Consider the following 25462-nt stretch of genomic DNA (forward strand, 5'->3'; position numbering starts at 1 on the left):
GATACTCACTGTCGGTACGATTGTCAATGTGCTCAGCACAATGTGGCGATAATCACCCGGTCTGCGTTGAAATATGCGGTGACTACAGCACCTTCCTCTAATCCGTCAGCCTCGTTGAGCGGTACCGTCGCGCAGAGCATTTGTCCGTCCGCCAGGGTCATCAGCACTTCACACTGTTCCTCACCGCGTTCAATATGGGTGATTGCACCTTGAAGCTGGTTATCGGCTGCCTTAGCTGTATCGGGATTGCTCGTGATATTGACCCACGGCGCTTTCAGTAACACCAGCACCTCTTTACCTTCATCCAGCTCAAGACGTTTTGCACTCTGCGCCGTTATTGCGGCTTTCAGGCGGGTAGTCCCATCGGCAAGCAGGATCTCGATATGCTGCTGCACCTGGAGATTATCGCGTGCCGTTACCGTACCAAACCACTGGTTACGGGCGCTGGTTTGTAACGAGAAACGGGATATGGCAGCCAGCAAACTGTCCAGCGGGAGATTGTCGTCATCACTCAACACATCAAACGCTTTTTGCTGGATCTGGGCCAGGAGATCGTAAAGCTGAATCAGACGCTGCCCAAAACGCGTAACCACTGCACCGCCGCCGCCTTTGCCGCCTGTAGCTCTGTCCACCAGCGGTTGCTCGCTCAGGGTGTTCATCTCGTTGATGGCATCCCAGGCGCTTTTGTAACTGATACCGGCGTTTTTTGCCCCCTGGCTAATCGAGCCTGTTTGTTCTATCTGTTTAAGCAGGGTGATACGACGCGGATCGGCGAAAAGCTTTTGCTGAAGTCGGAGAGTGAGGAGAATTTCGGCCTGCATAACAGTATCCTGGCAAAAAGAGTATTGTGACCCAAATGGTGCAGGGCGCAAAGGGTACCGCACAAAAGGGGATGTTTTTCTCACTTGAAAGGGTAGAATAAGCTATTCACAATCTCTGGAGAAAACCATGTTAGAGTTGTTAAAAAGTCTGGTATTTGCCGTGATCATGGTACCAGTAGTGATGGCCATCATCCTCGGTGCCATCTACGGCCTGGGTGAAGTGTTCAACGTCTTCTCGAACATTGGTCACCGAGACCAGGCTAAAAAGCAGCATTAATTCCCCACAAAACGCCCGGCCAGTCCGGGCGTTTTGCTCTCAAGATTTTCCCGTTTTCGCCGATAATATTTAACGTATCACACTGGTTTACCCCTTCAGCGGTACGATTTAACGCTGGGATCTCCCTGACGTTATCGTTATATTAATGTGTATATAACGCTACTCACAGGAGTTAAAAAATGGCACGTACCTGGGTACGCCTTTTCGCAGGGGCAACGCTGACGCTTTCACTTACCGGCCACGCGCTGGCGGACGACGGTAAAATTACGGTCTTTGCGGCGGCGTCGCTGACCAACGCGCTGCAGGATATCGCGGCGGTATATAAAAAAGAGAAGAACGTTGATGTAGTCTCCTCTTTTGCGTCTTCCTCGACGCTGGCACGTCAGATAGAAGCGGGTGCGCCGGCGGATCTGTTCATCTCGGCTGACCAGAAGTGGATGGATTACGCGGTGGAGAAGAAAGCGATTGATGCGGCGACCCGCGAAACGCTGCTGGGGAATAGCCTGGTAGTGGTGGCACCAAAAGCCAGCGCGCAGGCTGACATCACCATCGACAAAGAGACCAACTGGATCAGCCTGCTAAACGGTGGCCGCCTGGCGGTGGGGGATCCTGAGCACGTTCCTGCCGGGATCTACGCCAAAGAAGCACTGCAAAAACTGGGCGCATGGGAGACATTGTCACCGAAACTGGCCCCGGCTGAAGATGTCCGCGGTGCGCTGGCGCTGGTGGAACGCAACGAAGCTCCACTGGGTATTGTCTACGGTTCTGATGCCGTTGCCAGCAAAGGTGTCAAAGTGGTAGGTACCTTCCCGGAAGACTCCCACAAGAAAGTGGAATACCCTGTTGCGATTGTTGATGGACATAAAAATGCGACGGTTTCTGCCTTTTATGATTATCTGAAAGGACCAGAAGCCTCTGCAATCTTTAAACGTTATGGATTTACAACTCACTGATGATATTGACCGATCCTGAATGGCAGGCCGTGCTGCTGAGCCTTAAAGTCTCTTCCCTGGCAGTCGTGCTGAGTTTGCCCTTTGGGATCTTCTTTGCCTGGTTACTGGTCCGCTGTAAGTTTCCAGGCAAAGCCCTGCTGGACAGTGTGCTTCATCTTCCCCTCGTGTTGCCGCCCGTGGTGGTCGGTTATCTGTTACTGATTTCAATGGGACGTCGCGGTTTTATCGGTGAGAAACTCTATGACTGGTTTGGGCTGACGTTCGCTTTTAGCTGGCGCGGAGCGGTGCTGGCGGCGGCTGTGATGTCATTCCCTCTGATGGTCAGGGCTATTCGTCTGGCGCTGGAAGGGGTGGATCTCAAACTGGAACAGGCGGCCCGCACGCTGGGCGCCGGGCGCTGGCGCGTCTTCTTTACCATTACGCTGCCGCTAACATTACCCGGTATTATTGTCGGTACGGTGCTGGCCTTTGCCCGCTCGCTGGGCGAGTTTGGTGCGACCATTACCTTTGTGTCGAACATCCCCGGTGAGACGCGAACAATTCCGTCGGCCATGTATACCCTGATTCAGACGCCAGGTGGAGAAAACGCCGCAGCGCGACTGTGCATCATCTCAATCGTATTAGCGCTGGTATCATTGCTGGTGTCGGAATGGCTGGCGCGACTCAGCCGTGAGCGGATGGGGAAATAGTCATGCTGGAGCTTCAATTTACCCAGACGCTGGGAAATCATACCCTGACGATTAACGAGACGCTGCCAGCCAGCGGCATTACCGCCATCTTTGGCGTGTCTGGCGCGGGAAAAACGTCGTTGATTAATGCGATAAGCGGCCTGACCCGCCCGCAATCAGGGCGCATTGTATTAAATAACCGCGTCTTAAATGACGTGGAGAATAAGGTATATCTTTCGCCGGATAAACGCCGTATCGGCTATGTTTTTCAGGATGCACGATTATTCCCGCACTACAGCGTGCGCGGGAATCTGCGTTACGGCATGGCGAAAAGCATGGCCGGGCAGTTTGATAAGCTGGTGACCCTTTTAGGGATTGAACAGCTGCTCGACAGGCTGCCATCCTCGCTTTCCGGCGGTGAGAAACAGCGTGTGGCGATTGGCCGCGCGTTGCTGACCGCGCCAGAGTTGCTGTTGCTCGATGAACCGCTGGCCTCGCTGGATATTCCGCGTAAACGTGAACTCCTGCCGTATCTGCAGCGCCTGACGCGCGAAATTAATATTCCGATGCTCTACGTTAGCCACTCGCTGGATGAGATCCTGCATCTGGCTGATAAAGTGCTGGTGCTGGAAGAGGGCAGCGTTAAGGCCTTCGGCAACCTGGAAGAGGTGTGGGGCAGCAGCGTGATGCACCCCTGGTTACCCCGGGAGCAGCAGAGCAGCATCCTCAAAGTCAGTGTGCTGGAACACCATCCACATTACGCAATGACCGCGCTGGCACTGGGCGATCAGCATCTGTGGGTCAACAAAATCGACAAACCGCTGCAGTCTGCGCTACGTATTCGCATTCAGGCGTCGGATGTTTCGCTGGTGCTGCAACCGCCGTTGCAGACCAGTATCCGAAATATTCTGCGTGCAAAAGTGGCGGAGTGTTTTGATGATAACGGCCAGGTAGAAGTAAAGCTTGAGGTCGGCAGCAGGACGCTCTGGGCGCGTATCAGCCCGTGGGCCAGAGATGAATTAGGGATCAAACCCGGCCTGTGGCTTTACGCGCAAATTAAGAGCGTCTCGATCACCGCCTGATTACAGCAGGTGGGTATAAATGTACTGCGCGATGCTGTCAGTGGTGTTATCGCCAATCACCACGTTAGCGCGCGCTTTTACTGCATCATCGGCATTGCCCATCGCCACGCCGGTACCGGCGGCTTCCAGCATGCTGATGTCGTTGTAGTTATCGCCGAAGGCGATCACGTCACGCATCGACCACCCCTGAGATTCCACATACTGTGTCAGACGCTTGCCTTTGCTGTTACCTTTGCGGGCGATATCAACCTGGTCATGCCAGGACCATTCACACTCCAGGCCCAGCGTTTCTTCCACGTGTTTTGCGAAGGTATTCAGTTTGGTGGTGTCTTCATCCGTCAGCGCGAATTTCCAGATAGCATCAACATCCTGCGCTGCCTGGCGCAGGGAGGATACCTGGGTAAAGACCGGACGCTGGGCTTCAGGCAGGGACTGCGCCCAGTTGCTGGTGCGGATCACATGGCCGGTCGGGCGTTCATAGACCATCGCGTTATCCACATACATCAGGCCGTGTACGGCGTGTTCATCCAGCAGATCAATCAATTGCAGCGCCTGAGGAACCGGCAGCGGGTCGGATGCCAGAACCTTTTTTGCCTGATAATCATACAAATAAGTGCCATTACAACAAATTGCAGGTGTATCTAACGCCAGTGCCTGATAAAAAGGGTGAATGGCAACGTGATGTCGACCCGTTACGATAAGGAGTTGATATCCCACTTCCTGCGCGCGTTTAAGCGCTTCAAGGGAGGAAGGGAGGAGGGTTTTTTGCGGCGTCAGTAAGGTACCGTCTAAATCCAGAGCAATCACACGCGAGGTCATTTGTTTTTCCGGGTTAATATTGAATTTACGTTTTGATGGGATGGTACACCGAGAGGCGGATGCTTCAAAATTCCTGTCGACAATTCAGCATTCACCGTCAAAAGTTAACTACTTTCATGCGCAGTGAGGAGTGAATATTCATGAAACAAACCGTTTATACCGCCAGTCCTGAGAGCCAGCAGATCCATGTCTGGCGTTTAAATACCGAAGGGTCACTCACGCTGGTGCAGGTTGTTGATGTCCCAGGGCAGGTGCAGCCGATGGTCATCAGTCCGGATAAACGTTTCTTGTACGTGGGTGTGCGCCCGGAGTTTCGCGTGCTGGCCTACCGCATCTCTCCGGACGACGGCGCGCTGACTTACACTGCCGAAGCGCCATTGCCGGGCAGCCCAACCCATATCTCTACCGATCGTAAAGGCAATTTTGTCTTTAGTGGCTCGTATAACGCAGGCTGTGTCAGCGTAACGCGTCTGGAAAACGGTATTCCGGTTGAAACTGTCGATGTGGTGGAAGGGCTGGAAGGTTGCCACTCGGCGAATATCACGCCGGATAACCGTACACTGTGGGTACCTGCATTGAAGCAGGATCGCATCTGCCTGTTCACCCTGAGCGACGATGGTCACCTGGTGGCGCAGACTCCTGCTGAAGTCACTACCGTTGAAGGCGCGGGCCCCCGTCATATGGTTTTCCATCCGAACCAGCAGTACGCCTATGTGGTCAATGAACTGAACAGCTCGGTGGACGTCTGGGAACTGAAAGATCCTAACGGCCAGATTGAGTGCGTGCAGACGCTGGATATGATGCCGTCTGACTTCTCTGACACCCGTTGGGCTGCGGATATTCACATTACGCCAAATGGCCGCCATCTGTACGCCTGTGACCGTACCTCCAGCCTGATTACCGTGTTTAGCGTCTCGGAAGATGGCAGCGTGCTGGCGATTGAAGGCTTCCAGCCAACGGAGACCCAGCCGCGCGGTTTTAATATCGACCACAGCGGTAAATATCTGATCGCAGCAGGGCAGAAATCCCACCACATTGCGCTGTATGAAATCAAAGGCGAACAGGGCCTGCTGGAAGAGAAAGGGCGCTATGCGGTCGGCCAGGGGCCTATGTGGGTGGTGGTTAACGCCCACTAAGCGGCTTAAAACAAAAAACCTCGCGAATGCGAGGTTTTTTTATGCCCGGTGGTCGCCGGGTGAGCACATCAAAACGTAACCAACTTAATCATCATAATATTGGCTTAAGGCGATGTAAATTCATCGTCAACGAAGAAAAGAGAACATGGAATGATTAGAGATTATTATTTATATAATAATCAGTGGTTTATGTGTTTTTGCTTTATGAATTCCTAAACTGATTTTATCTGTTTTTATGTACAGTGGTGATTTGATATCATTCTGTCCGTTGGCTTGATGTGTTGCAGTTCCGCAATTCAGGATCCTTTTTAAGTCCTGGCTGTCGGGTGGTGCCGACGGTGCCTAAACTGCGGAGCACATCAAAACATAACCAACACACCTCTGGTGACAGGCAGCGGAAAGGTAAATCAGAGGAGAAGTGCTCTATACCAAAGGAGTGGCGTATGAGCGGTGTGGAATGGGCAATTCTGTTCCTGCAACTCATGGTTGCGATTATGCAACTATTGGATGCGTATCTTAAGTTTGGTGCCTGACGCATTCAGTCGCAGTAAAAAGGGGGATTAAACTCCCCCTTTTACTCTCATCTTACTGCTTCGGCTCAGCAACCACTTTGCTACCCAGACCGCGGTTGTTGTATTCCCACATGCGGTTGAAGTTAGCGTCGTTCAGGTTGCGCTGCACGTTTCCTTTATCGTCCACCGCACCGGTATTGCCGGAGAACGGACGTTTGGAGATCGCGGCATCCGCCCACGGCTTCGCCATGTTAAAGCCTTCGTTGATCACGCTGTCGCGGATCACCACCTGACCGTTGGTTGCAGAGTCCACATCCAGGGAGCGGCCCAGCTGCGCCACGCCGTCACCGGCAGCGTTAAAGCGGCTGTTTACGGCCAGGAAACCGAAGAACAGGTTAGACAGCGTCGCTGGTGCAAAGACATAGCCTTCCTGCTGAGTACGCGAGTTCACCACGCGGAAGTCGGTGTTATCGAACACCACCGCGCCACGACCGGATACCAGGTCAACATCACCTTCGACGTAGCTGTTAGTCACCAGCGTACGGGTCAGGCGGTTGTTCTGCAGGGTGTTCTGTACACCGCTGTTGGTCACGAAGAAGGTGTTCTGACGGCCGAGAATGTTAACGTTGTTGATCTGTACTTTATCACCATCGCTACGCAGCGCGACGGCCTGATGGTTACCTGCATCGACGCTGTCACCCAGGGTGTTCTGAATGGTCAGGTTTTGCAGCTGCAAGCCATTATTCTGAGACCAGAATACCGCTGAGCACATCACCCCAATGGTGGCAGAACGCTTGCTCTGGCAGTTATCAAACATGTACCACGCAGGTTTGCCCGGCATATATTTACCGGCTGGGTTCACCAGGCGACGCCAGGCGTTGCTGTCGATTTCTGAATCAATCGCCAGGCCAATTTTTACATCGATCGCTTTTTCGCCCAGACCGTAAAGGGTAATGCTGCCTGGTGCCGCCGGAACGTAAACGGTGCCTTCATATTCGCCTGGCAGGATCGCGATGTACTGGCGAGAAGCGCTGTGCTTCGTGATGGCAGCATCAACCGCAGCCTGAATAGAGGTATGCGTTACACCCTGCGCACCTGCTGGTCCAACGACGAAGTCAGGCTGTTTTGGCAGGTTAATAGAAGACGGTGTCCACGGCGCAGCGTTGGGTTCCATCGCCGAGAAGTAGTGTGCACGGTCGAAGTTCTTCGCTTCATCAGCGGACAAAATCGGGCGGGAGGCGGTACCCGGTGCTACCTGCTCAGAAGGCAGCTGATCCGGTGGTGTTGAACTGCATGCGGATAATGTCACGCCAAAGGCGAGTGCTAACGCCAGACGGGAAATCCTGGAAATGTTCAAGGTAAAGCTCCTGGGTATGCAAGTCTTAACGGGATAGACGAAATAGCCTGCTTTTTTATACTAAGTTGAGCGAAACGGGAAGTTAAAAAGGGTAAAAGTTGCATTTTTTGCCCTCGGGGGGCGGGAAAGTCATCACAAATAAATAACATTTTCCATCAGGACGGTTGACAGCGGGCAGTGGATGAAAATAAATGTCTATACAACCCATGACAAGTGGAATACCCATGCAGCAGCTTCATCCCGACGATGTAATATGGCGAAATGCGCGACTGGCAACGATGGATCCGGAAGGCGCCGCGCCGTATGGCCTGAAAGAGCAACACGCTCTGGTGGTGCGCGGCCAAACCATTCAGGCCGTGATCCCTGAATCTGAAATACCTTCAGGACACCGTCACAGCGTCGATCTTCAGGGACGTCTGGTTACACCAGGCCTGATTGACTGCCATACCCACCTGGTGTTTGGCGGCGATCGCGCGGCAGAATGGGAGCAGCGTCTGAACGGTGTCTCTTATCAAACAATCAGCGCCCAGGGAGGCGGGATTAACGCTACCGTGACGGCGACGCGCAACAGTTCACCGGAAACCCTGCTGAAACTGGCCCAGCAGCGGCTTCAGCGTCTGATGAATGAAGGTGTCACCACGGTTGAAATCAAGTCCGGATACGGGCTAAACGCCGATGCCGAGGAGAAGATGCTGCAGGTTGCACGCCAACTGAGCCTCAATAATCCGGTTGATATCAGCCCAACGCTGCTGGCGGCTCATGCGGTTCCGCCGGAATTCCGACAGGATCCGGATGCGTACCTCACGCTGGTCTGTGAGCAGATATTGCCCGTGCTGTGGCAAAAAGAATTGTTTGAAGCTGTCGACGTATTTTGCGAAAACGTCGGCTTTACCCCGTCGCAAACCGAGCGCCTCTTTAAGGCGGCAACCGCGCTCGGTATCCCGGTGAAGGGGCATGTTGAACAGCTCTCAAATCTGGGTGGCGCAGCGCTTGTCAGCCGATATAAGGGGCTGTCGGCCGATCATATCGAATACCTGGATGATGCAGGCGTTCAGGCGATGGCGCAAAGCGGGACCGTTGCCGTATTGTTGCCTGGCGCGTTCTATTTTCTTCAGGAGCGCCAGCGTCCGCCGGTTGAACAGCTCAGAAAACAGGGGGTACCGATGGCGGTCGCGACCGACTATAACCCCGGCACCAGCCCGTTTGCCAGCCTGCACCTGGCGATGAATATGGCCTGCGTCCAGTTTGGTCTGACCCCTGAAGAAGCCTGGGCTGGCGTTACGCGACATGCCGCGCAGGCGCTGGGTCGTGGCGCAACCCACGGACAGCTTAGGGCAGGGCTTGTCGCCGATTTTATCGTCTGGGATGCTCACCATCCGGTTGAGATGGTCTACGAGCCGGGACGCAATCCGCTATATCAACGTATTTTCCGTGGGGAGGCAGTATGAGGTTATGGCGGCCGGTAGCCGAAACGGTCTGGCAGGGGCGCGACGACAGCGCCGAGGCCAGCAACGCAAAGCGCATTTTTCAGACGATACGGCAGCAGCCGAATTTCACGCCGCTTTCATCCAGCATCGCGCTGATAGGCTTTGAATGTGATGAAGGGGTGAAACGCAATCATGGCAGGCCCGGCGCCGTGCAGGCACCGGATATGCTGCGGAAAGCGCTGGCGAATATGGCAAGCCATCAGGGGCACGAACGGCTGGCGGATATGGGCTCGTTTTATGTTGAAGGCAACAAGCTGGAAGCGGCCCAGCAGGCGTTAAGCGATGCCGTCACGGCCTGCCAGCAGTCCGGGATGCGCACGCTGGTCTTTGGCGGCGGTCATGAGACCGCGTGGGCGCACGGTCGGGGCATTCTGGATGCGTTCCCGAGCGAGCGCGTGGTGGTGATCAATCTTGATGCCCATCTTGACCTGCGCAAGGCCGACCGGGCGACGTCCGGCACCCCGTTTCGCCAGCTGGCGCATTACTGCGATGAGCGCGGGCGGGAGTTTCAGTACGCCTGCTTTGGCGTGAGCCGGGCGGCGAACACGCTGGCGCTGTGGGATGAGGCCGAACGCCTGAACGTCACGCTGGTGGAAGATCTCCATTTCAGGCGCGATGCGCTACCCGCACTGGAAAAGGTGCTGGCGCAGGCCGATCGTATCTATCTGACGATCGATCTGGACGTCCTCCCCGCGAGCGAAATGCCTGCCGTGTCCGCACCGGCCGCGTTAGGCATACCGGCGCTGGATCTTCTGCCGGTTATCGAACAAATCTGCCGCAGCGGTAAGCTACAGGCCGCCGATCTGGTAGAGTTTAACCCGCAGTACGATCGAGACGGACAGGGCGCAAAGCTTGCCGCCCGTCTGGCCTGGCAAATTGCTCACTGGTGGGCATAACACTATTCAAGGAGTCACGATGTTTTCACGCTCACCTCTGCCGCAGTCGAGCCCTCCCGCACCTTTCTACGAAAAGGTGAAGCAGGCGATAAGCGAAAAAATCGCCACCGGCGTCTGGCGGCCGCACGACCGTATTCCCTCGGAAGCCGAGCTGGTGGCGCAGTTTGGTTTTAGCCGGATGACCGTCAACCGGGCGCTGCGCGAACTGACCGACGACGGTCTTCTGGTGCGCTTGCAGGGGGTCGGAACGTTTGTGGCGGAACCGAAAGGGCAATCTGCCCTGTTTGAAATCCGCAGTATTGCCGATGAGATCACCGCGCGTAACCATCAGCACCGCTGTGAGGTGCTGGTGCTCGAAGAGACCCAGGCCAGCGCCGAGCAGGCCGTAGAGCTGAATGTCAAAGAGGGGAGCCGGATCTTCCACTCCGTGATGGTGCATTTCGAAAACGACATTCCGGTGCAGATTGAAGATCGCTGCGTTAACGCCGAACGGATACCGGACTACCTGAACCAGGATTACACCCACACCACGCCGCACGCCTATCTCTCGCTCGTCGCACCGCTGACGGAAGGGGAGCATATTGTGGAGGCCGTGCGCGCCACGCCGCAGGAGTGTGAACGGCTGCGCATTAAAGAGCACGATCCATGCCTGCTGATCCGTCGTCGTACATGGTCGTCATCGCAAATTGTGTCGCATGCCCGGCTGCTTTTCCCGGGTAACCGTTACCGGCTGCAGGGCCACTTTATGTCATAAGTTTTAAAAGCGTGATAGCTAACGCAATATAACAAAATTGTATCTTTTTTGTTAAAACTGACCTTGTGTGTGCTTGTCTATACAAGTATATCTAAATGCATCATCTGTCCCGTATGAGGAGCACACAATGTCGTCAGGTAAATACCGCCAGCAGGATGTCCGCGCTCCGCGCGGCACCACTCTCACCGCCAAAAGCTGGCTCACCGAAGCCCCGCTGCGCATGTTGATGAACAACCTTGATCCAGAGGTTGCGGAAAACCCCCACGAGCTGGTGGTCTACGGCGGCATAGGCCGCGCCGCGCGCAACTGGGAGTGCTATGACGCAATTGTAAAATCTCTGACTCACCTCGAACACGACGAAACCCTGCTGGTGCAGTCCGGCAAACCGGTTGGCGTATTCAAAACGCACAAGAACGCGCCGCGCGTGCTGATTGCTAACTCTAACCTCGTGCCGCACTGGGCCACCTGGGAACACTTCAACGAGCTGGACGCTAAAGGGCTGGCGATGTATGGCCAGATGACCGCGGGTAGCTGGATCTACATCGGCAGCCAGGGAATTGTCCAGGGCACCTACGAGACCTTCGTGGAAGCCGGTCGCCAGCACTATAACGGCTCGCTGAAAGGCCGCTGGGTGCTGACCGCGGGTCTGGGCGGCATGGGGGGGGCGCAGCCGCTGGCCGCCACGCTTGCCGGCGCGTGCTCGCTCAACATTGAGTGCCAGCAGAGCCGCATTGATTTCCGTCTGCGTACTCGTTACGTCGACGAACAGGCAACCAGCCTGGACGATGCGCTGGCGCGTATCAAAAAATACACGTCTGAAGGCAAAGCGGTGTCGATTGCCCTGTGCGGCAACGCGGCAGATATTCTTCCTGAACTCGTCGCCCGCGGCGTCCGTCCGGATCTGGTTACCGACCAGACCAGCGCTCATGATCCTTTGCACGGTTACCTGCCAAAAGGCTGGACGTGGGAAGCTTACCAGCAAAAAGCGGAAATCGACCCGGAAAGTACGGTTCTTGCTGCCAAACGTTCCATGGCAGAACACGTCTCCGCCATGCTGGCCTTTAGCAAGATGGGCATTCCTACCTTTGATTACGGCAACAACATCCGCCAGATGGCGAAAGAGATGGGCGTGAATAATGCCTTCGACTTCCCGGGGTTCGTTCCTGCTTATATTCGCCCGCTGTTCTGCCGCGGTATCGGTCCGTTCCGCTGGGTTGCCCTGTCCGGTGACCCGGAGGATATCTACAAAACCGACGCCAAAGTGAAAGAGATTGTCGCGGATGACGAACACCTGCACCACTGGCTGGATATGGCCCGCGAGCGCATCAACTTCCAGGGCTTACCGGCGCGCATCTGCTGGGTAGGGCTGGAGTGGCGGCAAAAACTGGGTCTGGCCTTTAACGAAATGGTGCGCAGCGGCGAAGTCTCCGCGCCGATTGTGATTGGTCGTGACCATCTGGACTCCGGTTCCGTTGCCAGCCCGAACCGTGAAACCGAAGCCATGCGCGACGGTTCGGATGCAGTCTCCGACTGGCCTTTGCTGAACGCCTTACTGAATACGGCCAGCGGCGCGACCTGGGTATCGCTGCACCACGGTGGCGGCGTGGGGATGGGCTTCTCCCAGCATTCCGGGATGGTCATTGTCTGTGACGGAACGGATGAAGCTGCTGCGCGTATCGCTCGCGTGCTGCACAACGACCCGGCAACCGGCGTGATGCGTCACGCAGACGCTGGTTACGAGATTGCCATTGAATGTGCCAAAGAGCAGGGGCTAAACCTGCCGATGATCGCTGCCACACAAGGAAATCATGAATGAACGCCTTAACACTTACCCCCGGCTCACTGACGCTCAAACAACTGCGTAACGTCTGGCGTCAACCGGTCACGCTCTCGCTTGATGAAAGTGCCCACGCCGCGATCAACGACAGCGTTGCCTGCGTCGAAGCCATTGTTGCCGAAGGGCGCACTGCCTACGGGATCAACACTGGTTTTGGGCTGCTGGCGCAGACACGTATTGCGACACACGATCTGGAGAACTTACAGCGTTCGCTGGTGCTTTCACACGCGGCGGGGGTTGGTCAGCCGCTGGATGATGAGATTGTCCGCCTGATGATGGTGCTAAAAATCAACAGCCTGGCGCGCGGTTTCTCGGGCATTCGCCTGAGCGTGATCCAGGCGTTGATGGCGCTGGTGAACGCAGAAGTCTATCCGTGGATCCCGGCAAAAGGTTCTGTCGGTGCATCCGGCGATCTCGCGCCGCTGGCGCACATGTCCCTGCTGCTGCTCGGTGAAGGGCAGGCGCGCTGGCAGGGTGAGTGGCTTCCTGCGAAAGAGGCGCTAAAAAAAGCCGGGTTAAACCCGATCACCCTGGCGGCAAAAGAGGGGCTGGCGCTGCTGAACGGTACTCAGGCGTCGACGGCATTCGCTTTACGCGGCCTGTTTGAGGCTGAAGATCTGTTCGCCTCAGCAGTGGTGTGCGGTGCCCTGACGACTGAAGCCGTACTGGGCTCGCGTCGCCCGTTTGACGCGCGTATTCACGAGGTGCGCGGCCAGCGTGGGCAAATTGATGCCGCCGCCATGTACCGTCATGTACTCACCGAAACCAGTGGTATTGCAGATTCACACCACAACTGTGAAAAGGTGCAGGATCCATATTCCCTGCGTTGCCAGCCGCAGGTAATGGGCGCGTGCCTGACGCAACTGCGCCAGGCGGCAGAGGTGTTGCTGGTGGAAGCCAACGCGGTGTCCGATAACCCAATTGTATTCGCGCAGGAAAATGAAGTGGTGTCCGGGGGCAACTTCCACGCTGAGCCGGTGGCAATGGCGGCGGATAACATTGCCCTGGCGATTGCTGAAATCGGTGCGTTGTCTGAACGTCGCATTGCGTTGATGATGGATAAGCACATGTCTCAGCTGCCACCGTTCCTGGTACGTAACGGCGGGGTTAACTCGGGCTTTATGATTGCTCAGGTGACGGCGGCGGCGCTGGCGAGCGAGAACAAAGCCCTGTCGCATCCGCACAGCGTGGACAGCCTGCCAACATCGGCAAACCAGGAAGATCACGTTTCTATGGCTCCGGCTGCCGGGCGTCGTTTGTGGGAGATGGCATCCAACACCCGTGGCGTGCTGGCCGTGGAATGGCTGGCGGCGTGTCAGGGAATCGATCTGCGCGAAGGGCTGAAGTCCAGTCCGCTGCTGGAGCAGGCGCGTCATACGCTGCGCGAGCATGTATCGCATTATGACGACGACCGCTTCTTTGCGCCGGATATTGATAAAGCGATGGCGCTTCTGGAAGAAGGACGGCTGGTGGGGTTGTTGCCGCCAGTGCTGTGATTTTTGCCCGGTGGCGCTGCGCTTACCGGGCCTACGAGTGCGAAATGTAGGCCGGGTAAGGCGTAGCCGCCACCCGGCTTTTTTTATGAATACATCGCCGTAATCGACGCGCTGCCAAGCGTATGGAAATGCACGTTAAAGCCCACCATCGCGCCGCTCGCCCCTTCATCCACCTCAATCTTGTCCACATCCAGCGCATGCACCGTGAAGATATAGCGGTGGGTTTCCCCTTTTGGCGGCGCTGCGCCACCGTAACCCGCTTTACCAAAATCGGTACGGGTCTGAATCGCGCCTTCAGGCAGAGCAACCAGGCCAGAGCCGGAACCCTGTGGCAGTACGCGTGTGTCGGCGGGCAGGTTCGCCACAATCCAGTGCCACCAGCCTGAGCCTGTCGGTGCATCCGGGTCGTAACAGGTGACCACAAAACTTTTGGTTCCGGCCGGAACCTCGTCCCACGCAAGGTGCGGGGAGATATTATCCCCATGGTACCCCATGCCGTTGAAAACATGACGCTCCGGCAGTTTTTCACCGTCGCGCAGATCTTTACTGATGATTTTCATACGATTTACCCTCGTTAATCACTCGTGCAGAAAGTGTAATGCATAGGGTTAAATCGCGAAATGCGCGGGAATGTTAACGGCTTCGACGACCGCGTCGGTGAGCTTCCGCAACTGAACGGGCGTAATGATATACGACGGCATCAGGTAGATAAGCTTACCGAAGGGGCGAACCCAGACGCCACGTTCGACAAAGAAGCGCTGCAGCGCTGCCATATTCACCGGATGGGTGGTTTCAATCACGCCGATGGCGCCCAGCACGCGAACGTCCGCCACAAAATTCGCACCCGAGGCGGCGCTCAGCTCTTCTTTCAACTGCGTCTCTATCGCCGCAACCTGCGTTTGCCACTCGCCGCTTTCCAGAATGGCAAGGCTTTCGCTCGCCACCGCACAGGCCAGCGGATTGCCCATAAACGTCGGGCCGTGCATAAAGCAGCCCGCTTCACCGTCGCTTATGGTGTCGGCAACGTGACGGGTGGTGAGTGTGGCGGAAAGCGTCATCGTACCGCCGGTGAGCGCTTTACCCAGACACAGAATATCTGGCGCGATGCCCGCATGTTCACAGGCAAACAGCTTACCCGTACGGCCAAAACCGGTGGCGATCTCATCGGCAATCAGCAGAATGCCCTCGCGATCGCACATCTTGCGGATACGCCTCAGCCACTCCGGGTGGTACATCCGCATCCCGCCAGCGCCCTGCACAATAGGCTCCAGGATCACCGCGGCGATTTCGTGACGATGCGCCGCCATCAGGCGGGCGAAACCGACCATGTCCATCTCGTTCCACTCGCCGTCGAAGCGGCTCTGCGGGGCCGGAGCAAACAGGTTTTCCGGCAGATACCCCTTCCACAGGCTGTGCATGGAGTTGTCCGGATCGCACACCGACATCGCCCCGAAGGTATCGCCGTGATAGCCGTTGCGGAAGGTCAGGAACCGCTGGCGCGTTTCGCCCTTCGCGTGCCAGTACTGCAGCGCCATTTTCATCGCCACTTCCACCGCCACGGAGCCGGAGTCGGCCAGGAACACGCACTCCAGCGATTCAGGCGTCATCGCCACCAGGCGACGGCATAAATCCACCGCGGGCTGATGGGTTATCCCGCCAAACATCACGTGCGACATCTGGTCAATCTGCGCTTTCATCGCCGCATTCAGGCGCGGGTGGTTGTACCCGTGAATGGCCGCCCACCAGGAGGACATTCCGTCAACCAGCGGCTCACCGCTGGCGAGGTGTAGCTCGCAACCGCGTGCCGAAGCCACCGGGAAGACGGGAAGAGGGCGGGTGGTGGAGGTGTAAGGGTGCCAGATATGCTGCTTGTCGAAGGCGAGATCGTCCTGGGTCATAATCGACTTGTAAACCATTTTGAAAAGTTTTAGGTTTACGAGTATAAACCGAACCGAAAATTAACAAAACCCTTTGGAGAAGCCCAATGGCTCACCACGCACGCTGGACGATGTCGCAAGTCACTGAATTATTTAACAAGCCTTTCCTTGAGCTGATGTTTGAAGCCCAGCAGGTACATCGTCAGCACTTCGACCCCCGCCATGTACAGGTCAGTACGCTGCTGTCGATCAAGACCGGTGCCTGCCCTGAAGATTGCAAATATTGCCCACAGAGCGCGCGTTATAAAACCGGTCTGGAATCTGAGCGGCTGATGGAAGTCGAGCAGGTGCTCGACTCCGCCCGTAAGGCGAAAAACGCGGGCTCGACCCGCTTCTGCATGGGTGCCGCGTGGAAAAACCCGCACGATCGCGATATGCCGTATCTGGAGCAGATGGTAAAGGGCGTTAAGGAGATGGGACTCGAAGCCTGTATGACCCTTGGCACGCTGAATGAAGAGCAGGCGCAGCGCCTCTCTGCGGCAGGCCTGGATTACTACAACCACAACCTCGACACGTCGCCAGAGTTTTACGGCAATATCATCACCACGCGAACCTACCAGGAGCGTCTGGACACGCTGGATAAAGTCCGTGATGCCGGTATTAAGGTCTGTTCAGGCGGTATTGTGGGCTTAGGTGAAACGGTGAAAGATCGCGCGGGTCTGCTGCTGCAGCTGGCGAACCTGCCAACGCCGCCGGAAAGCGTGCCGATCAACATGCTGGTGAAGGTCAAAGGCACGCCGCTGGCGGATAACGAAGACGTGGATGCATTTGACTTTATCCGCACCATTGCGGTGGCGCGTATCATGATGCCGACCTCTTTCGTTCGCCTCTCCGCCGGTCGCGAGCAGATGAACGAGCAGACCCAGGCGATGTGCTTTATGGCCGGGGCCAACTCCATCTTCTACGGCTGTAAGCTGCTGACCACACCGAACCCGGAAGAGGATAAAGACGTTCAGCTGTTCCGTAAGCTGGGGCTTAACCCGCATCAAACCGAGGTGCTGACGGGGGATAACGAGCAACAGCAGCAGCTGGAGCAGCAGATTTTCAACGCCGACACCGAACAGTTCTACAACGCGGCAGCCGTATGACCTGGCAGGCACGTATCCATTCCGTGCTGGAAGAGCGCCGGGCGGCAGAGGCGTTTCGCGTCCGCAGGGTGGTTGAAAACGGTGCAGGCCGTTTTCTTACCTGTGATAACCGGCAGTTTTGTAATTTCTCCAGCAATGATTATCTCGGGCTGAGCCAGCATCCGGCCATCGTCCGCGCCTGGCAGCAGGGGGCGGAGCGATTTGGCGTGGGCAGCGGCGGTTCGGGACATGTCAGCGGATACACTACCGCTCATCAGGCGCTGGAGGAGGAGCTTGCGGACTGGCTGGGTTACCCGCGTGCATTGCTGTTTATCTCTGGTTTTGCGGCCAATCAGGCGGTTATCGCTGCCCTGATGGGAAAAGATGACCGCATTGTCGCCGACCGTTTAAGCCACGCCTCGCTGCTGGAGGCGGCAAATTTAAGCCCGGCTCAGCTGCGCCGTTTTGTCCATAACGATGCGGGACAGCTTGCTGCGTTGCTGGATAAACCCTGCGACGGGCAACAGCTGGCGGTCACGGAAGGGGTGTTCAGCATGGACGGTGACAGCGCGCCGCTTGCCGCGCTGCACGAGGCAGCAAAAAGGCAAAACGCCTGGCTGTTGGTCGACGATGCCCACGGTATTGGTGTGATGGGGGATGAAGGGCGTGGCAGCGCGCACCAGCAAGGCGTGAAGCCGGAACTGCTGATTGTGACCTTCGGCAAAGGCTTTGGCGTCAGCGGAGCCGCCGTGTTGTGCAGTGAGTCCGTTGCTGACTATCTGTTGCAATTCGCCCGGCATTTGATCTACAGCACCAGCATGCCACCCGCCCAGGCCGTGGCGTTATCTGCGTCAATGGCGGTGATCCGCAGCCAGGAAGGCAAAGAACGTCGTGCGCGTCTGGCGGAGCATATTCAGCGTTTTCGTCAGGGGTTGTGCCATCTTCCTTTCCGCAGTACCGATTCGCAAAGCGCCATCCAGCCGGTGATCGTGGGTGAAAACAGTCTGGCGCTCACGCTGGCAGAGACGTTGCGCGAGAAGGGAATGTGGGTCACTGCCATCCGCCCACCTACCGTACCGCCGGGCACGGCGCGTTTGCGTCTGACGCTGACGGCGGCGCACGAAGCAGAGGACATTTCGGCACTTCTGGAGGCTCTGTATGTCGCCAGTCAATAAACAGGCCATTGCGGCAGCGTTTGGCCGGGCGGCACGCAGCTATTCGCAGCATGATGAACTCCAGCGCCAGAGTGCACGGGGGTTACTGGCTTTACTCGGCGTGAGCCGTTTTGAGCAGGTGCTGGATGCCGGATGTGGTCCCGGCGGGAATAGTCGATACTGGCGCGAGTCGGGAAGCCACGTTACGGCCATTGACCTGTCATCAGACATGCTTGATGAGGCGCGTCATCAGCAGGCTGCGCATCACTATCTGGTGGCGGATATCGAGGCCATTCCGTTGGCCGAGGCACAATTTGATCTGGTCTGGAGCCATCTGGCAGTGCAATGGTGTAACAGCCTGCCACTGGCGTTAAGCGAGCTTTACCGCGTGGCCCGTCCGGGTGGCAAGGTGGCCTTTACCACGCTGCTGGAAAGCTCGCTACCGGAGCTGGATCAGGCGTGGCGAGCGGTAGATGAACAACCGCATGCCAACCGATTTTTATCGCATGATCAGGTCACGCAGGCGCTGGCAGGCTGGCGCTATCGAAGCACGGTGCAGGTCATCACCCTCAATTTCAGCGATGCCGTCAGTGCCATGCGCTCGCTCAAGGGCATTGGTGCCACGCACCTGCATGCCGGACGCGAGAAAAAGCCTCTCACTCGTGGGCAGTTGCAACACCTGGAGCTGGCCTGGCCACAGCAGCGGGGGCATTTCCCGCTCTCTTATCAACTTTTTCATGGGATTATCGAACGTGACTGAACGTTATTTTGTCACCGGAACGGATACGGAAGTGGGCAAAACAGTTGCCAGTTCTGCTCTGTTACAGGCGGCGCGTCAGAGGGGAAAAACAACTGCTGGCTATAAGCCAGTTGCCTCCGGCAGCGAGATGACTGCGGAAGGGTTACGCAACACTGACGCGCTGGCGCTGCAGCGTAACAGTACCCTTAAACTCGACTATTCAGCGGTGAATCCCTACACCTTCGCCGAGCCGACGTCGCCGCACATTATCAGCGCCGACGAAGGCCGACCGATTGATTTCGCCGCGCTGTCTGCCGGGTTGCGGACACTGGAAAATCAGGCAAACTGGGTGCTGGTGGAGGGGGCAGGCGGCTGGTTTACACCGCTCTCGGATACACAGACGTTTGCTGACTGGGTACGGGCCGAGCAGCTTCCGGTCATTCTTGTTGTCGGCGTCAAGCTGGGCTGCATCAATCACGCTATGTTGACCGCACAGGCCGTACAGCAGGCTGGACTGCGTCTGGTGGGCTGGATTGCCAACGACGTGGTTGAACCGGGTAAACGGCACCAGGAGTATCTGACGACGCTCAGGCGTGTCCTTCCCGCGCCGTGCCTCGGGGAAATTCCCTGGCTTGCTGACGGCGCGGAAAATGCCGAAACGGGTCATTATCTCGATCTCAGCGTCTTGCTTCCCGCGACATCCAGTGAGCGATGAGCTCGTCATCCAGTTCCTTAACGTGGCCCTGCGCCACGTTACGCCCGCGATAGAGCATACAGAAACGGTCCGCAACCCGGCGGATAAACGACAGCTGCTGTTCAGCTAATAACACCGTCATACCTAACTCCCGGTTTAAGCGCGCCAGCAGCTGCCCCAGCTTCTGTGCAAAGCCATGACCTGCACCATGCATGGGTTCATCCAGAATCAGCATTTGCGGGCGATTCACCAGCGCATTGGCCAGAGCCAACTGATACTGGTCGTCCGGTAAGAGCGCGTTGGCGCGGGTCTGTCGCAGCGCGTAGAGCTCCGGGAAAAGGTCGTAAACATCGCTTTTTGCTTCCGGGTCGGGTTTTCCCGTTGCCCGCATGGCAATATGCAGATTCTCCTCGATCGTTAACTGGGAGAAAATCCGCCTGTCCTGCGGGACATAGCCTATTTTCGGGTCTGAACGTTGTTCTGATGGCGGGTTGAGCAAATCACATGGCGGGGCCCCTGCTTCATGCCAGATAATCGTGCCGCTCTCGACGGGCAATTTGCCGGCGATGCAATTCATGAGCGTGGTTTTTCCCATTCCCGGCAGGCCAACTACGCCTGTACACATCCCCTGCGGAAAATCTAAATCCACGTTCCATAGCGTATGTTGGCTTCCGTAAAACTGATTCACTGCACGCAGACTCAACATCTTTCTCTCCTTAAAAATGTGTGTAGGTGAGGCTCGTTTTTGATTGTGCAAAACTCCTGCCAGAAACCTGAAAGTGATTAAAAAAAGAGCTTTTTTAGGAGTAAGCCTCAACGTTGCGGGATGACAAATTGACGACTTGCACATCGACGGTGCCGGAGATGTTGAGTTGTGGTGCAAGGCAGGAAATGACGGAAATGTGAGCAAGATCCCATCGGTTGGTTATGAATGACGCAACTGTTAATCACCAAAAAATAGCTATAAAAATTTTTTGTTGCTGTCTCATGGGAAAATCCGGGAATTTGCTGAGCGGCAGTCTGCACGGGCTGGAAGCAGTTATCCACTATTCCTGTGGATAACCATGTGCATTAGAGTTAGAAAACACGCGATAAGCGAGAGAAGACGCGGCTTACGCCCAAATTGGCGCGAAACGCGGCTTTAGGAAATATCGCTTATTATTTAATTGGTTAGATAAAAGCAATTCCCGTAATGAAAGTGTCACCGGTTGCCATAAAACTATCATTACCTGGCTTGACAAATGTTAAAAAAGAAAAAGTTCTGGGGATAACCTGGCCCGGGTGGTGTTTTATGTTGTCAGAGTCCAAACTTTGACCGCTATTGCGCTAATCATTCAGACGCTACTCTAAATATCCTGACATGCTACTGGTTTTTCATCCAGTGTTTTTTACTGGCATTCCTGGCAACAAGGAGTAAAATTACTCACCTGCCGCTTATAACGTCATCAGGTTGTCGCCCATGAGTAAACCGTTCAAATTGAATTCTGCTTTCCGTCCATCTGGCGATCAGCCTGAGGCGATCCGTCGTCTGGAGGAGGGGCTGGAAGATGGGCTGGCGCACCAGACGCTACTGGGGGTAACCGGCTCGGGCAAAACGTTTACCATTGCCAACGTTATCGCGGACCTCCAGCGTCCCACAATGGTGCTTGCCCCCAACAAAACCCTGGCCGCGCAGCTTTATGGCGAGATGAAAGAGTTCTTCCCGGACAACGCGGTGGAATATTTTGTCTCCTACTACGATTACTACCAGCCTGAAGCCTATGTGCCGAGTTCTGACACCTTCATTGAGAAAGATGCCTCGGTAAACGAACACATTGAGCAGATGCGTCTTTCCGCAACGAAGGCGCTGCTTGAGCGTCGTGATGTGGTGGTGGTGGCGTCTGTTTCTGCGATCTACGGTCTGGGCGATCCGGATCTGTATCTCAAGATGATGCTGCACCTGACGCAGGGGATGATCATCGATCAGCGTGCGATTTTACGCCGTCTCGCAGAGCTGCAGTACACCCGCAACGACCAGGCGTTCCAGCGTGGCACCTTCCGCGTACGCGGCGAGGTGATCGACATCTTCCCGGCAGAATCGGACGACATGGCGCTGCGCGTCGAGCTGTTTGACGAAGAAGTTGAACGCCTGTCGCTATTTGACCCGCTGACCGGCCACATTGAGTCGGTGATCCAGCGTTTCACCATCTACCCGAAAACGCACTACGTCACGCCACGCGAGCGTATCGTGCAGGCGATGGAGGAGATCAAAGTGGAGCTGGCCGAGCGCCGTAAGGTGCTGCTGGCGAACAATAAGCTGCTGGAAGAGCAACGTCTGAGCCAGCGTACCCAGTTTGACCTTGAGATGATGAACGAGCTGGGCTACTGCTCCGGCATCGAAAACTACTCACGCTTCCTCTCCGGGCGCGGGCCGGGCGAGCCGCCGCCGACGCTGTTTGATTACCTCCCGGCAGACGGTTTGCTGGTGATCGACGAATCCCACGTCACTATCCCACAGATCGGCGGGATGTATCGCGGTGACCGCGCGCGTAAAGAGACGCTGGTGGAGTATGGTTTCCGACTGCCATCGGCGCTGGATAACCGTCCGATGAAGTTTGAAGAGTTCGAGGCGCTAGCGCCGCAAACCATTTACGTGTCGGCAACGCCAGGCAACTACGAGCTGGAGAAATCAGGCGACGAGGTGGTTGATCAGGTGGTGCGTCCAACAGGGCTGCTGGATCCTGTCATTGAAGTCCGGCCGGTGGCGACTCAGGTGGATGACCTGCTTTCTGAGATCCGCGCCCGTTCCGCCATTAATGAGCGTGTGCTGGTGACCACGCTCACCAAGCGCATGGCAGAAGACCTTACCGAGTATCTGGAAGAGCACGGTGAGAAAGTGCGTTACCTGCACTCGGATATTGATACGGTTGAGCGTATGGAGATTATCCGCGATCTGCGTCTGGGCGAGTTTGACGTGCTGGTGGGGATCAACCTGTTGCGAGAAGGTCTGGATATGCCGGAAGTCTCGCTGGTGGCGATTCTGGATGCAGACAAAGAGGGCTTCCTGCGTTCTGAGCGTTCGCTGATTCAGACCATTGGCCGCGCCGCGCGTAACGTTAACGGTAAAGCGATTCTGTACGGCGACAAAATTACGCCGTCGATGGCGAAAGCGATTGGTGAAACGGAGCGCCGCCGCGAGAAGCAGCAGCGCTACAACGAAGAGCACGGCATCATCCCTCAAGGGCTGAACAAGAAGGTGGTGGATATCCTGGCGCTGGGTCAGAACATTGCGAAGACCAAAACGAAAGGTCGCGGCAAGGCGCGTTCAGTGGTGGAAGAGGATACCGTCGTGCTGACGCCGAAAGCGTTGCAGCAGAAAATCCACGAGCTGGAAGGGCAGATGATGCAGCACGCGCAGAATCTGGAGTTCGAAGAGGCGGCGCAGGTCCGCGACCAGTTGCATCAGTTGCGGGATCTTTTCATCGCGGCATCGTAGTGGATTTTGCCCGGTGGCGCAGCGCCACCGGGGCTATTTGGTTATCCCAGCGCCTGAATCGCTTTCTCCAGCGCCTCACGCAGCAGGTGGCGGTCATGGCGGTATTTGATGTCTGTGGCCTCCAGCGGCTCCTGCACTACCAGACGATCGCCGATACCTGATACATCAACTTTCGGCCCGACCACCACGCCGTCAATGATCTTCTTCCCGACGTAATGCTCCATTAAATTCAGTTTGTCCGGCAGTGATAAGCTCGCCGCTGCCGGGCTCAGCTCACGGCCCAGGTTACCGATGTAAACCATCGGGGCAGGGGTGCGTCGCAGCGCCTGTGCCAGCTCTTTCACCAGCAGAATTGGCATCAGGCTGGTATAAAAACTGCCCGGACCGATCAGGATAAGATCCGCTTCTCCGATTGCCTCCACCGCTTCTCGCGTGGCGGGTACGCTCGGGTAGGTCATTAACTCTGTTGGCGGCAGTACGAGTTGGTCAATATTCACCTCGCCGTAAACTTCATGTCCTTCGGCATCGATTGCCATCAAGTCAACCGGTTGTTCAGACATAGGGATCAGGAATGCATCCACTTTAAGCAGATTACGGATTAAATTGATGGCTTCCAAAGGCCGTACGCTCAGGTGATCAAGCGCCTTTAACATCAAGTTTCCGAGGTTATGCCCAGAAAGTTCGCCATTACCGCCAAAACGGTACTCAAACATCGCCGAAGCAACGCTCGGTTCAGTAATTAACTGGTTCAGACAGTTGCGCATGTCTCCCCAGGCAATGCCGCCTTCGGCACGACGGATGCGTCCGGTTGAGCCACCGTTATCGGTGGTGGTTACTATCCCTGTCAACCTTGAGCCGAGTGACGACAAAGAGGACATCACCCGACCCAGACCGTGGCCTCCGCCAAGAGCGACTACCCGGTCAAGATCCGCAAAAGTGCGATTGCGCATACGTATTCCTTATCACGTTTGATCGCGTAACAGTAACCTAACTACCCCTAAAAGACGATGCCTCAGCCGATGCAAAATGACGTATATCAATGTGAAAGTGCGGTTTTTAGGTATTCTGTAGTGAAAATGCAGGATTGATTCGTTATATAGATGATTATATAGCGAAAAGCGATAATGGCGCAGTCAGAATTTCCGCGCTACTATCGCCATAACCACGTTTTCAAAATTGAAAACATACACTCTAGCCCTTGTGCCTGTGTCGAAAGATATGGCGCTCTGGCCGTGGCGAATTTGCCACCAGGGTACAGAAAGAAATGACTGTGCCTCCCGTATCTGGAAAGGTGTACATGGCTTCACAACTTACTGATGCTTTCGCGCGTAAGTTTTATTACTTACGTCTGTCGATTACCGACGTGTGCAACTTCCGTTGCACCTACTGTCTGCCCGATGGCTACAAACCGGGCAGCGTCACCAATAACGGCTTTCTCTCCGTGGATGAAGTGCGGCGCGTGACGCGTGCATTCTCTGAACTCGGCACGGAAAAAGTGCGTCTGACCGGGGGCGAGCCCTCGCTGCGTCGCGACTTCCCCGACATCATTGCCGCCGTGCGTGAAAACGAACGTATCCGCCAGATTGCGGTCACCACCAACGGCTACCGCATGGCCCGCGATGTGGCGAACTGGCGTGACGCTGGCCTGACGGCGATTAACGTCAGCGTCGATAGCCTGGACGCCCGTCAGTTCCACGCCATTACCGGGCAGGATAAATTCCAGCAGGTCATGGACGGTATCGACGCCGCGTTCACGGCCGGCTTTGAAAAAGTCAAAGTCAACACGGTGCTGATGCGCGATGTAAACCATCATCAGCTGGACACCTTCCTGGCGTGGATCAAATCCCGTCCCATTCAACTGCGCTTTATCGAGCTGATGGAAACCGGCGAGGGCAGCGAGCTGTTCCGTCGCCATCACATCTCCGGCATGGTGCTGCGCGACGAGCTGCTGAAACGCGGCTGGCTCCATCAGATCCGCCAGCGCAGCGACGGCCCTGCGCAGGTCTTCTGTCACCCGGATTACGAAGGGGAGATTGGGCTTATCATGCCCTATGAGAAAGACTTCTGCGCCAGCTGCAACCGCCTTCGCGTCTCCTCCGTGGGCAAACTCCATCTCTGCCTGTTCGGCGATGGCGGCGTGGACCTTCGCGATCTGCTGGAAGACGATGCGCAGCAGGATGCGCTTGAAGCACGCATCTCTGAAGCCCTGACGCATAAAAAACAGACCCACTTCCTGCACCAGGGCAACACCGGTATTACTCAAAACCTGTCCTATATTGGCGGGTAATCAGGCTTAAGAGG

Annotated in this window: 24 protein-coding genes and 1 riboswitch; of the genes, 17 read left to right on the forward strand and 7 right to left on the reverse strand. The window is 56.1% G+C overall.

The window, feature by feature from the left end:
* Positions 1-32 precede the first annotated feature (32 nt).
* Positions 33-821 carry a molybdenum-dependent transcriptional regulator gene (gene modE, locus ACJ9Y9_RS06820; protein ID WP_028019411.1) on the reverse strand — a complete coding sequence of 263 codons (789 nt, stop codon included), beginning with the start codon at positions 819-821 and terminating at the stop codon, positions 33-35.
* 127 nt (positions 822-948) lie between these two features.
* Between modE and ACJ9Y9_RS06825 the strand changes: the two genes are divergently transcribed.
* The 4 genes from ACJ9Y9_RS06825 (at position 949) to modC (ending at position 3801) form a co-directional block, all read left to right on the forward strand.
* A complete protein-coding gene (locus tag ACJ9Y9_RS06825; RefSeq protein WP_008501118.1) occupies positions 949-1098 on the forward strand; it encodes an AcrZ family multidrug efflux pump-associated protein in 150 nt (49 codons plus the stop codon).
* Positions 1099-1277: 179 nt separating this feature from the next.
* A complete protein-coding gene (gene modA / locus ACJ9Y9_RS06830) occupies positions 1278-2051 on the forward strand; it encodes a molybdate ABC transporter substrate-binding protein (RefSeq protein ID WP_028019410.1) in 774 nt (257 codons plus the stop codon).
* A complete protein-coding gene (gene modB, locus ACJ9Y9_RS06835) occupies positions 2051-2740 on the forward strand; it encodes a molybdate ABC transporter permease subunit (RefSeq protein WP_028019409.1) in 690 nt (229 codons plus the stop codon). The genes modA and modB overlap by 1 nt, the downstream gene beginning before the upstream one ends.
* 2 nt (positions 2741-2742) lie before the next feature.
* Entirely contained in the window at positions 2743-3801 is a 1059-nt protein-coding gene (modC, locus tag ACJ9Y9_RS06840; protein ID WP_028019408.1) for a molybdenum ABC transporter ATP-binding protein ModC, read from the forward strand.
* Here the strand turns inward: modC and ACJ9Y9_RS06845 are convergent, their stop codons facing one another.
* Positions 3802-4620: a pyridoxal phosphatase gene (locus ACJ9Y9_RS06845; RefSeq protein ID WP_028019407.1), complete on the reverse strand. Its 819-nt coding sequence runs from the start codon at positions 4618-4620 to the stop codon at positions 3802-3804.
* Positions 4621-4760: 140 nt separating this feature from the next.
* Between ACJ9Y9_RS06845 and pgl the strand changes: the two genes are divergently transcribed.
* Both pgl and tisB read left to right on the forward strand, forming a co-directional pair.
* The gene (gene pgl / locus ACJ9Y9_RS06850) at positions 4761-5756 is read left to right on the forward strand and encodes a 6-phosphogluconolactonase (RefSeq protein WP_028019406.1); all 996 of its coding nucleotides are present in this window, start codon (positions 4761-4763) and stop codon (positions 5754-5756) included.
* 443 nt (positions 5757-6199) lie between these two features.
* Positions 6200-6289 (forward strand): type I toxin-antitoxin system toxin TisB, encoded by a 90-nt coding sequence (gene tisB / locus ACJ9Y9_RS06855; protein ID WP_023332440.1) that lies wholly within the window; start codon positions 6200-6202, stop codon positions 6287-6289.
* A 52-nt stretch (positions 6290-6341) separates the two neighbouring features.
* Here tisB and ACJ9Y9_RS06860 read toward each other — a convergent pair whose 3' ends face one another.
* Positions 6342-7625, reverse strand: coding sequence for a putative acyl-CoA thioester hydrolase (locus ACJ9Y9_RS06860; protein ID WP_028019405.1), 1284 nt, complete (start codon positions 7623-7625; stop codon positions 6342-6344).
* A gap of 224 nt (positions 7626-7849) precedes the next feature.
* On the opposite strand from ACJ9Y9_RS06860, the gene hutI reads away from it, so the two are divergent.
* The 5 genes from hutI to hutH all read left to right on the forward strand — a co-directional run bounded on the left by hutI (position 7850) and on the right by hutH (position 14095).
* Entirely contained in the window at positions 7850-9073 is a 1224-nt protein-coding gene (gene hutI / locus ACJ9Y9_RS06865; RefSeq protein WP_028019404.1) for an imidazolonepropionase, read from the forward strand.
* Positions 9070-10008 carry a formimidoylglutamase gene (hutG, locus tag ACJ9Y9_RS06870; RefSeq protein WP_028019403.1) on the forward strand — a complete coding sequence of 313 codons (939 nt, stop codon included), beginning with the start codon at positions 9070-9072 and terminating at the stop codon, positions 10006-10008. Before hutI ends, hutG begins: the two co-directional genes overlap by 4 nt.
* A gap of 19 nt (positions 10009-10027) precedes the next feature.
* Complete coding sequence (locus ACJ9Y9_RS06875) at positions 10028-10762, forward strand: histidine utilization repressor (protein ID WP_028019402.1); 735 nt, start codon at positions 10028-10030, stop codon at positions 10760-10762.
* Positions 10763-10889: 127 nt separating this feature from the next.
* Positions 10890-12578, forward strand: a complete 1689-nt coding sequence (gene hutU / locus ACJ9Y9_RS06880) for a urocanate hydratase (RefSeq protein ID WP_028019401.1) — start codon at positions 10890-10892, stop codon at positions 12576-12578.
* Entirely contained in the window at positions 12575-14095 is a 1521-nt protein-coding gene (hutH, locus tag ACJ9Y9_RS06885; protein ID WP_028019400.1) for a histidine ammonia-lyase, read from the forward strand. The genes hutU and hutH overlap by 4 nt, the downstream gene beginning before the upstream one ends.
* Before the next feature lie 83 nt (positions 14096-14178).
* Here the strand turns inward: hutH and ACJ9Y9_RS06890 are convergent, their stop codons facing one another.
* Both ACJ9Y9_RS06890 and bioA read right to left on the reverse strand, forming a co-directional pair.
* The gene (locus ACJ9Y9_RS06890; RefSeq protein WP_028019399.1) at positions 14179-14655 is read right to left on the reverse strand and encodes a kinase inhibitor; all 477 of its coding nucleotides are present in this window, start codon (positions 14653-14655) and stop codon (positions 14179-14181) included.
* A 48-nt stretch (positions 14656-14703) separates the two neighbouring features.
* Positions 14704-16011, reverse strand: coding sequence for an adenosylmethionine--8-amino-7-oxononanoate transaminase (gene bioA / locus ACJ9Y9_RS06895; RefSeq protein ID WP_072032743.1), 1308 nt, complete (start codon positions 16009-16011; stop codon positions 14704-14706).
* Positions 16012-16079: 68 nt separating this feature from the next.
* On the opposite strand from bioA, the gene bioB reads away from it, so the two are divergent.
* From bioB to bioD, 4 genes are read left to right on the forward strand one after another with little or no spacing between them, the layout of a single operon-like run.
* Positions 16080-17120: a biotin synthase BioB gene (gene bioB, locus ACJ9Y9_RS06900; RefSeq protein ID WP_028019397.1), complete on the forward strand. Its 1041-nt coding sequence runs from the start codon at positions 16080-16082 to the stop codon at positions 17118-17120.
* Entirely contained in the window at positions 17117-18274 is a 1158-nt protein-coding gene (bioF, locus tag ACJ9Y9_RS06905; RefSeq protein ID WP_028019396.1) for an 8-amino-7-oxononanoate synthase, read from the forward strand. The genes bioB and bioF overlap by 4 nt, the downstream gene beginning before the upstream one ends.
* Positions 18258-19013, forward strand: coding sequence for a malonyl-ACP O-methyltransferase BioC (gene bioC / locus ACJ9Y9_RS06910; RefSeq protein WP_028019395.1), 756 nt, complete (start codon positions 18258-18260; stop codon positions 19011-19013). The genes bioF and bioC overlap by 17 nt, the downstream gene beginning before the upstream one ends.
* Positions 19006-19707 carry a dethiobiotin synthase gene (gene bioD / locus ACJ9Y9_RS06915; protein ID WP_028019394.1) on the forward strand — a complete coding sequence of 234 codons (702 nt, stop codon included), beginning with the start codon at positions 19006-19008 and terminating at the stop codon, positions 19705-19707. The genes bioC and bioD overlap by 8 nt, the downstream gene beginning before the upstream one ends.
* On the opposite strand, the gene ACJ9Y9_RS06920 is transcribed toward bioD, so the two are convergent.
* The gene (locus ACJ9Y9_RS06920) at positions 19670-20392 is read right to left on the reverse strand and encodes an ABC transporter ATP-binding protein (RefSeq protein ID WP_028019393.1); all 723 of its coding nucleotides are present in this window, start codon (positions 20390-20392) and stop codon (positions 19670-19672) included. The genes bioD and ACJ9Y9_RS06920 overlap by 38 nt on opposite strands.
* Before the next feature lie 753 nt (positions 20393-21145).
* Between ACJ9Y9_RS06920 and uvrB the strand changes: the two genes are divergently transcribed.
* Positions 21146-23161: an excinuclease ABC subunit UvrB gene (uvrB, locus tag ACJ9Y9_RS06925; RefSeq protein ID WP_028019392.1), complete on the forward strand. Its 2016-nt coding sequence runs from the start codon at positions 21146-21148 to the stop codon at positions 23159-23161.
* 41 nt (positions 23162-23202) lie between these two features.
* Here uvrB and yvcK read toward each other — a convergent pair whose 3' ends face one another.
* Positions 23203-24111, reverse strand: a complete 909-nt coding sequence (gene yvcK, locus ACJ9Y9_RS06930; protein WP_028019391.1) for a uridine diphosphate-N-acetylglucosamine-binding protein YvcK — start codon at positions 24109-24111, stop codon at positions 23203-23205.
* Positions 24112-24336: 225 nt separating this feature from the next.
* Positions 24337-24471, forward strand: a riboswitch (molybdenum cofactor riboswitch).
* Between yvcK and moaA the strand changes: the two genes are divergently transcribed.
* Positions 24459-25448, forward strand: coding sequence for a GTP 3',8-cyclase MoaA (gene moaA / locus ACJ9Y9_RS06935; protein ID WP_032667018.1), 990 nt, complete (start codon positions 24459-24461; stop codon positions 25446-25448). (Overlaps the previous riboswitch by 13 nt.)
* Positions 25449-25462: the final 14 nt, after the last annotated feature.

This window comes from Enterobacter sp. CPE_E1241 (assembly GCF_045618265.1).
GTDB classification, from domain to species: domain Bacteria; phylum Pseudomonadota; class Gammaproteobacteria; order Enterobacterales; family Enterobacteriaceae; genus Enterobacter; species Enterobacter adelaidei.

Coding starts and splice junctions, on each gene's coding strand:
- modE (WP_028019411.1), bottom strand. CDS start 821: ATGCAGGCCGAAATTCTCCTCACTCTCCGACTTCAGCAAAAGCTTTTC.
- ACJ9Y9_RS06825 (WP_008501118.1), top strand. CDS start 949: ATGTTAGAGTTGTTAAAAAGTCTGGTATTTGCCGTGATCATGGTACCA.
- modA (WP_028019410.1), top strand. CDS start 1,278: ATGGCACGTACCTGGGTACGCCTTTTCGCAGGGGCAACGCTGACGCTT.
- modB (WP_028019409.1), top strand. CDS start 2,051: ATGATATTGACCGATCCTGAATGGCAGGCCGTGCTGCTGAGCCTTAAA.
- modC (WP_028019408.1), top strand. CDS start 2,743: ATGCTGGAGCTTCAATTTACCCAGACGCTGGGAAATCATACCCTGACG.
- ACJ9Y9_RS06845 (WP_028019407.1), bottom strand. CDS start 4,620: ATGACCTCGCGTGTGATTGCTCTGGATTTAGACGGTACCTTACTGACG.
- pgl (WP_028019406.1), top strand. CDS start 4,761: ATGAAACAAACCGTTTATACCGCCAGTCCTGAGAGCCAGCAGATCCAT.
- tisB (WP_023332440.1), top strand. CDS start 6,200: ATGAGCGGTGTGGAATGGGCAATTCTGTTCCTGCAACTCATGGTTGCG.
- hutI (WP_028019404.1), top strand. CDS start 7,850: ATGCAGCAGCTTCATCCCGACGATGTAATATGGCGAAATGCGCGACTG.
- hutG (WP_028019403.1), top strand. CDS start 9,070: ATGAGGTTATGGCGGCCGGTAGCCGAAACGGTCTGGCAGGGGCGCGAC.
- ACJ9Y9_RS06875 (WP_028019402.1), top strand. CDS start 10,028: ATGTTTTCACGCTCACCTCTGCCGCAGTCGAGCCCTCCCGCACCTTTC.
- hutU (WP_028019401.1), top strand. CDS start 10,890: ATGTCGTCAGGTAAATACCGCCAGCAGGATGTCCGCGCTCCGCGCGGC.
- hutH (WP_028019400.1), top strand. CDS start 12,575: ATGAACGCCTTAACACTTACCCCCGGCTCACTGACGCTCAAACAACTG.
- ACJ9Y9_RS06890 (WP_028019399.1), bottom strand. CDS start 14,655: ATGAAAATCATCAGTAAAGATCTGCGCGACGGTGAAAAACTGCCGGAG.
- bioA (WP_072032743.1), bottom strand. CDS start 16,011: ATGGTTTACAAGTCGATTATGACCCAGGACGATCTCGCCTTCGACAAG.
- bioB (WP_028019397.1), top strand. CDS start 16,080: ATGGCTCACCACGCACGCTGGACGATGTCGCAAGTCACTGAATTATTT.
- bioF (WP_028019396.1), top strand. CDS start 17,117: ATGACCTGGCAGGCACGTATCCATTCCGTGCTGGAAGAGCGCCGGGCG.
- bioC (WP_028019395.1), top strand. CDS start 18,258: ATGTCGCCAGTCAATAAACAGGCCATTGCGGCAGCGTTTGGCCGGGCG.
- ACJ9Y9_RS06920 (WP_028019393.1), bottom strand. CDS start 20,392: ATGTTGAGTCTGCGTGCAGTGAATCAGTTTTACGGAAGCCAACATACG.
- uvrB (WP_028019392.1), top strand. CDS start 21,146: ATGAGTAAACCGTTCAAATTGAATTCTGCTTTCCGTCCATCTGGCGAT.
- yvcK (WP_028019391.1), bottom strand. CDS start 24,111: ATGCGCAATCGCACTTTTGCGGATCTTGACCGGGTAGTCGCTCTTGGC.
- moaA (WP_032667018.1), top strand. CDS start 24,459: ATGGCTTCACAACTTACTGATGCTTTCGCGCGTAAGTTTTATTACTTA.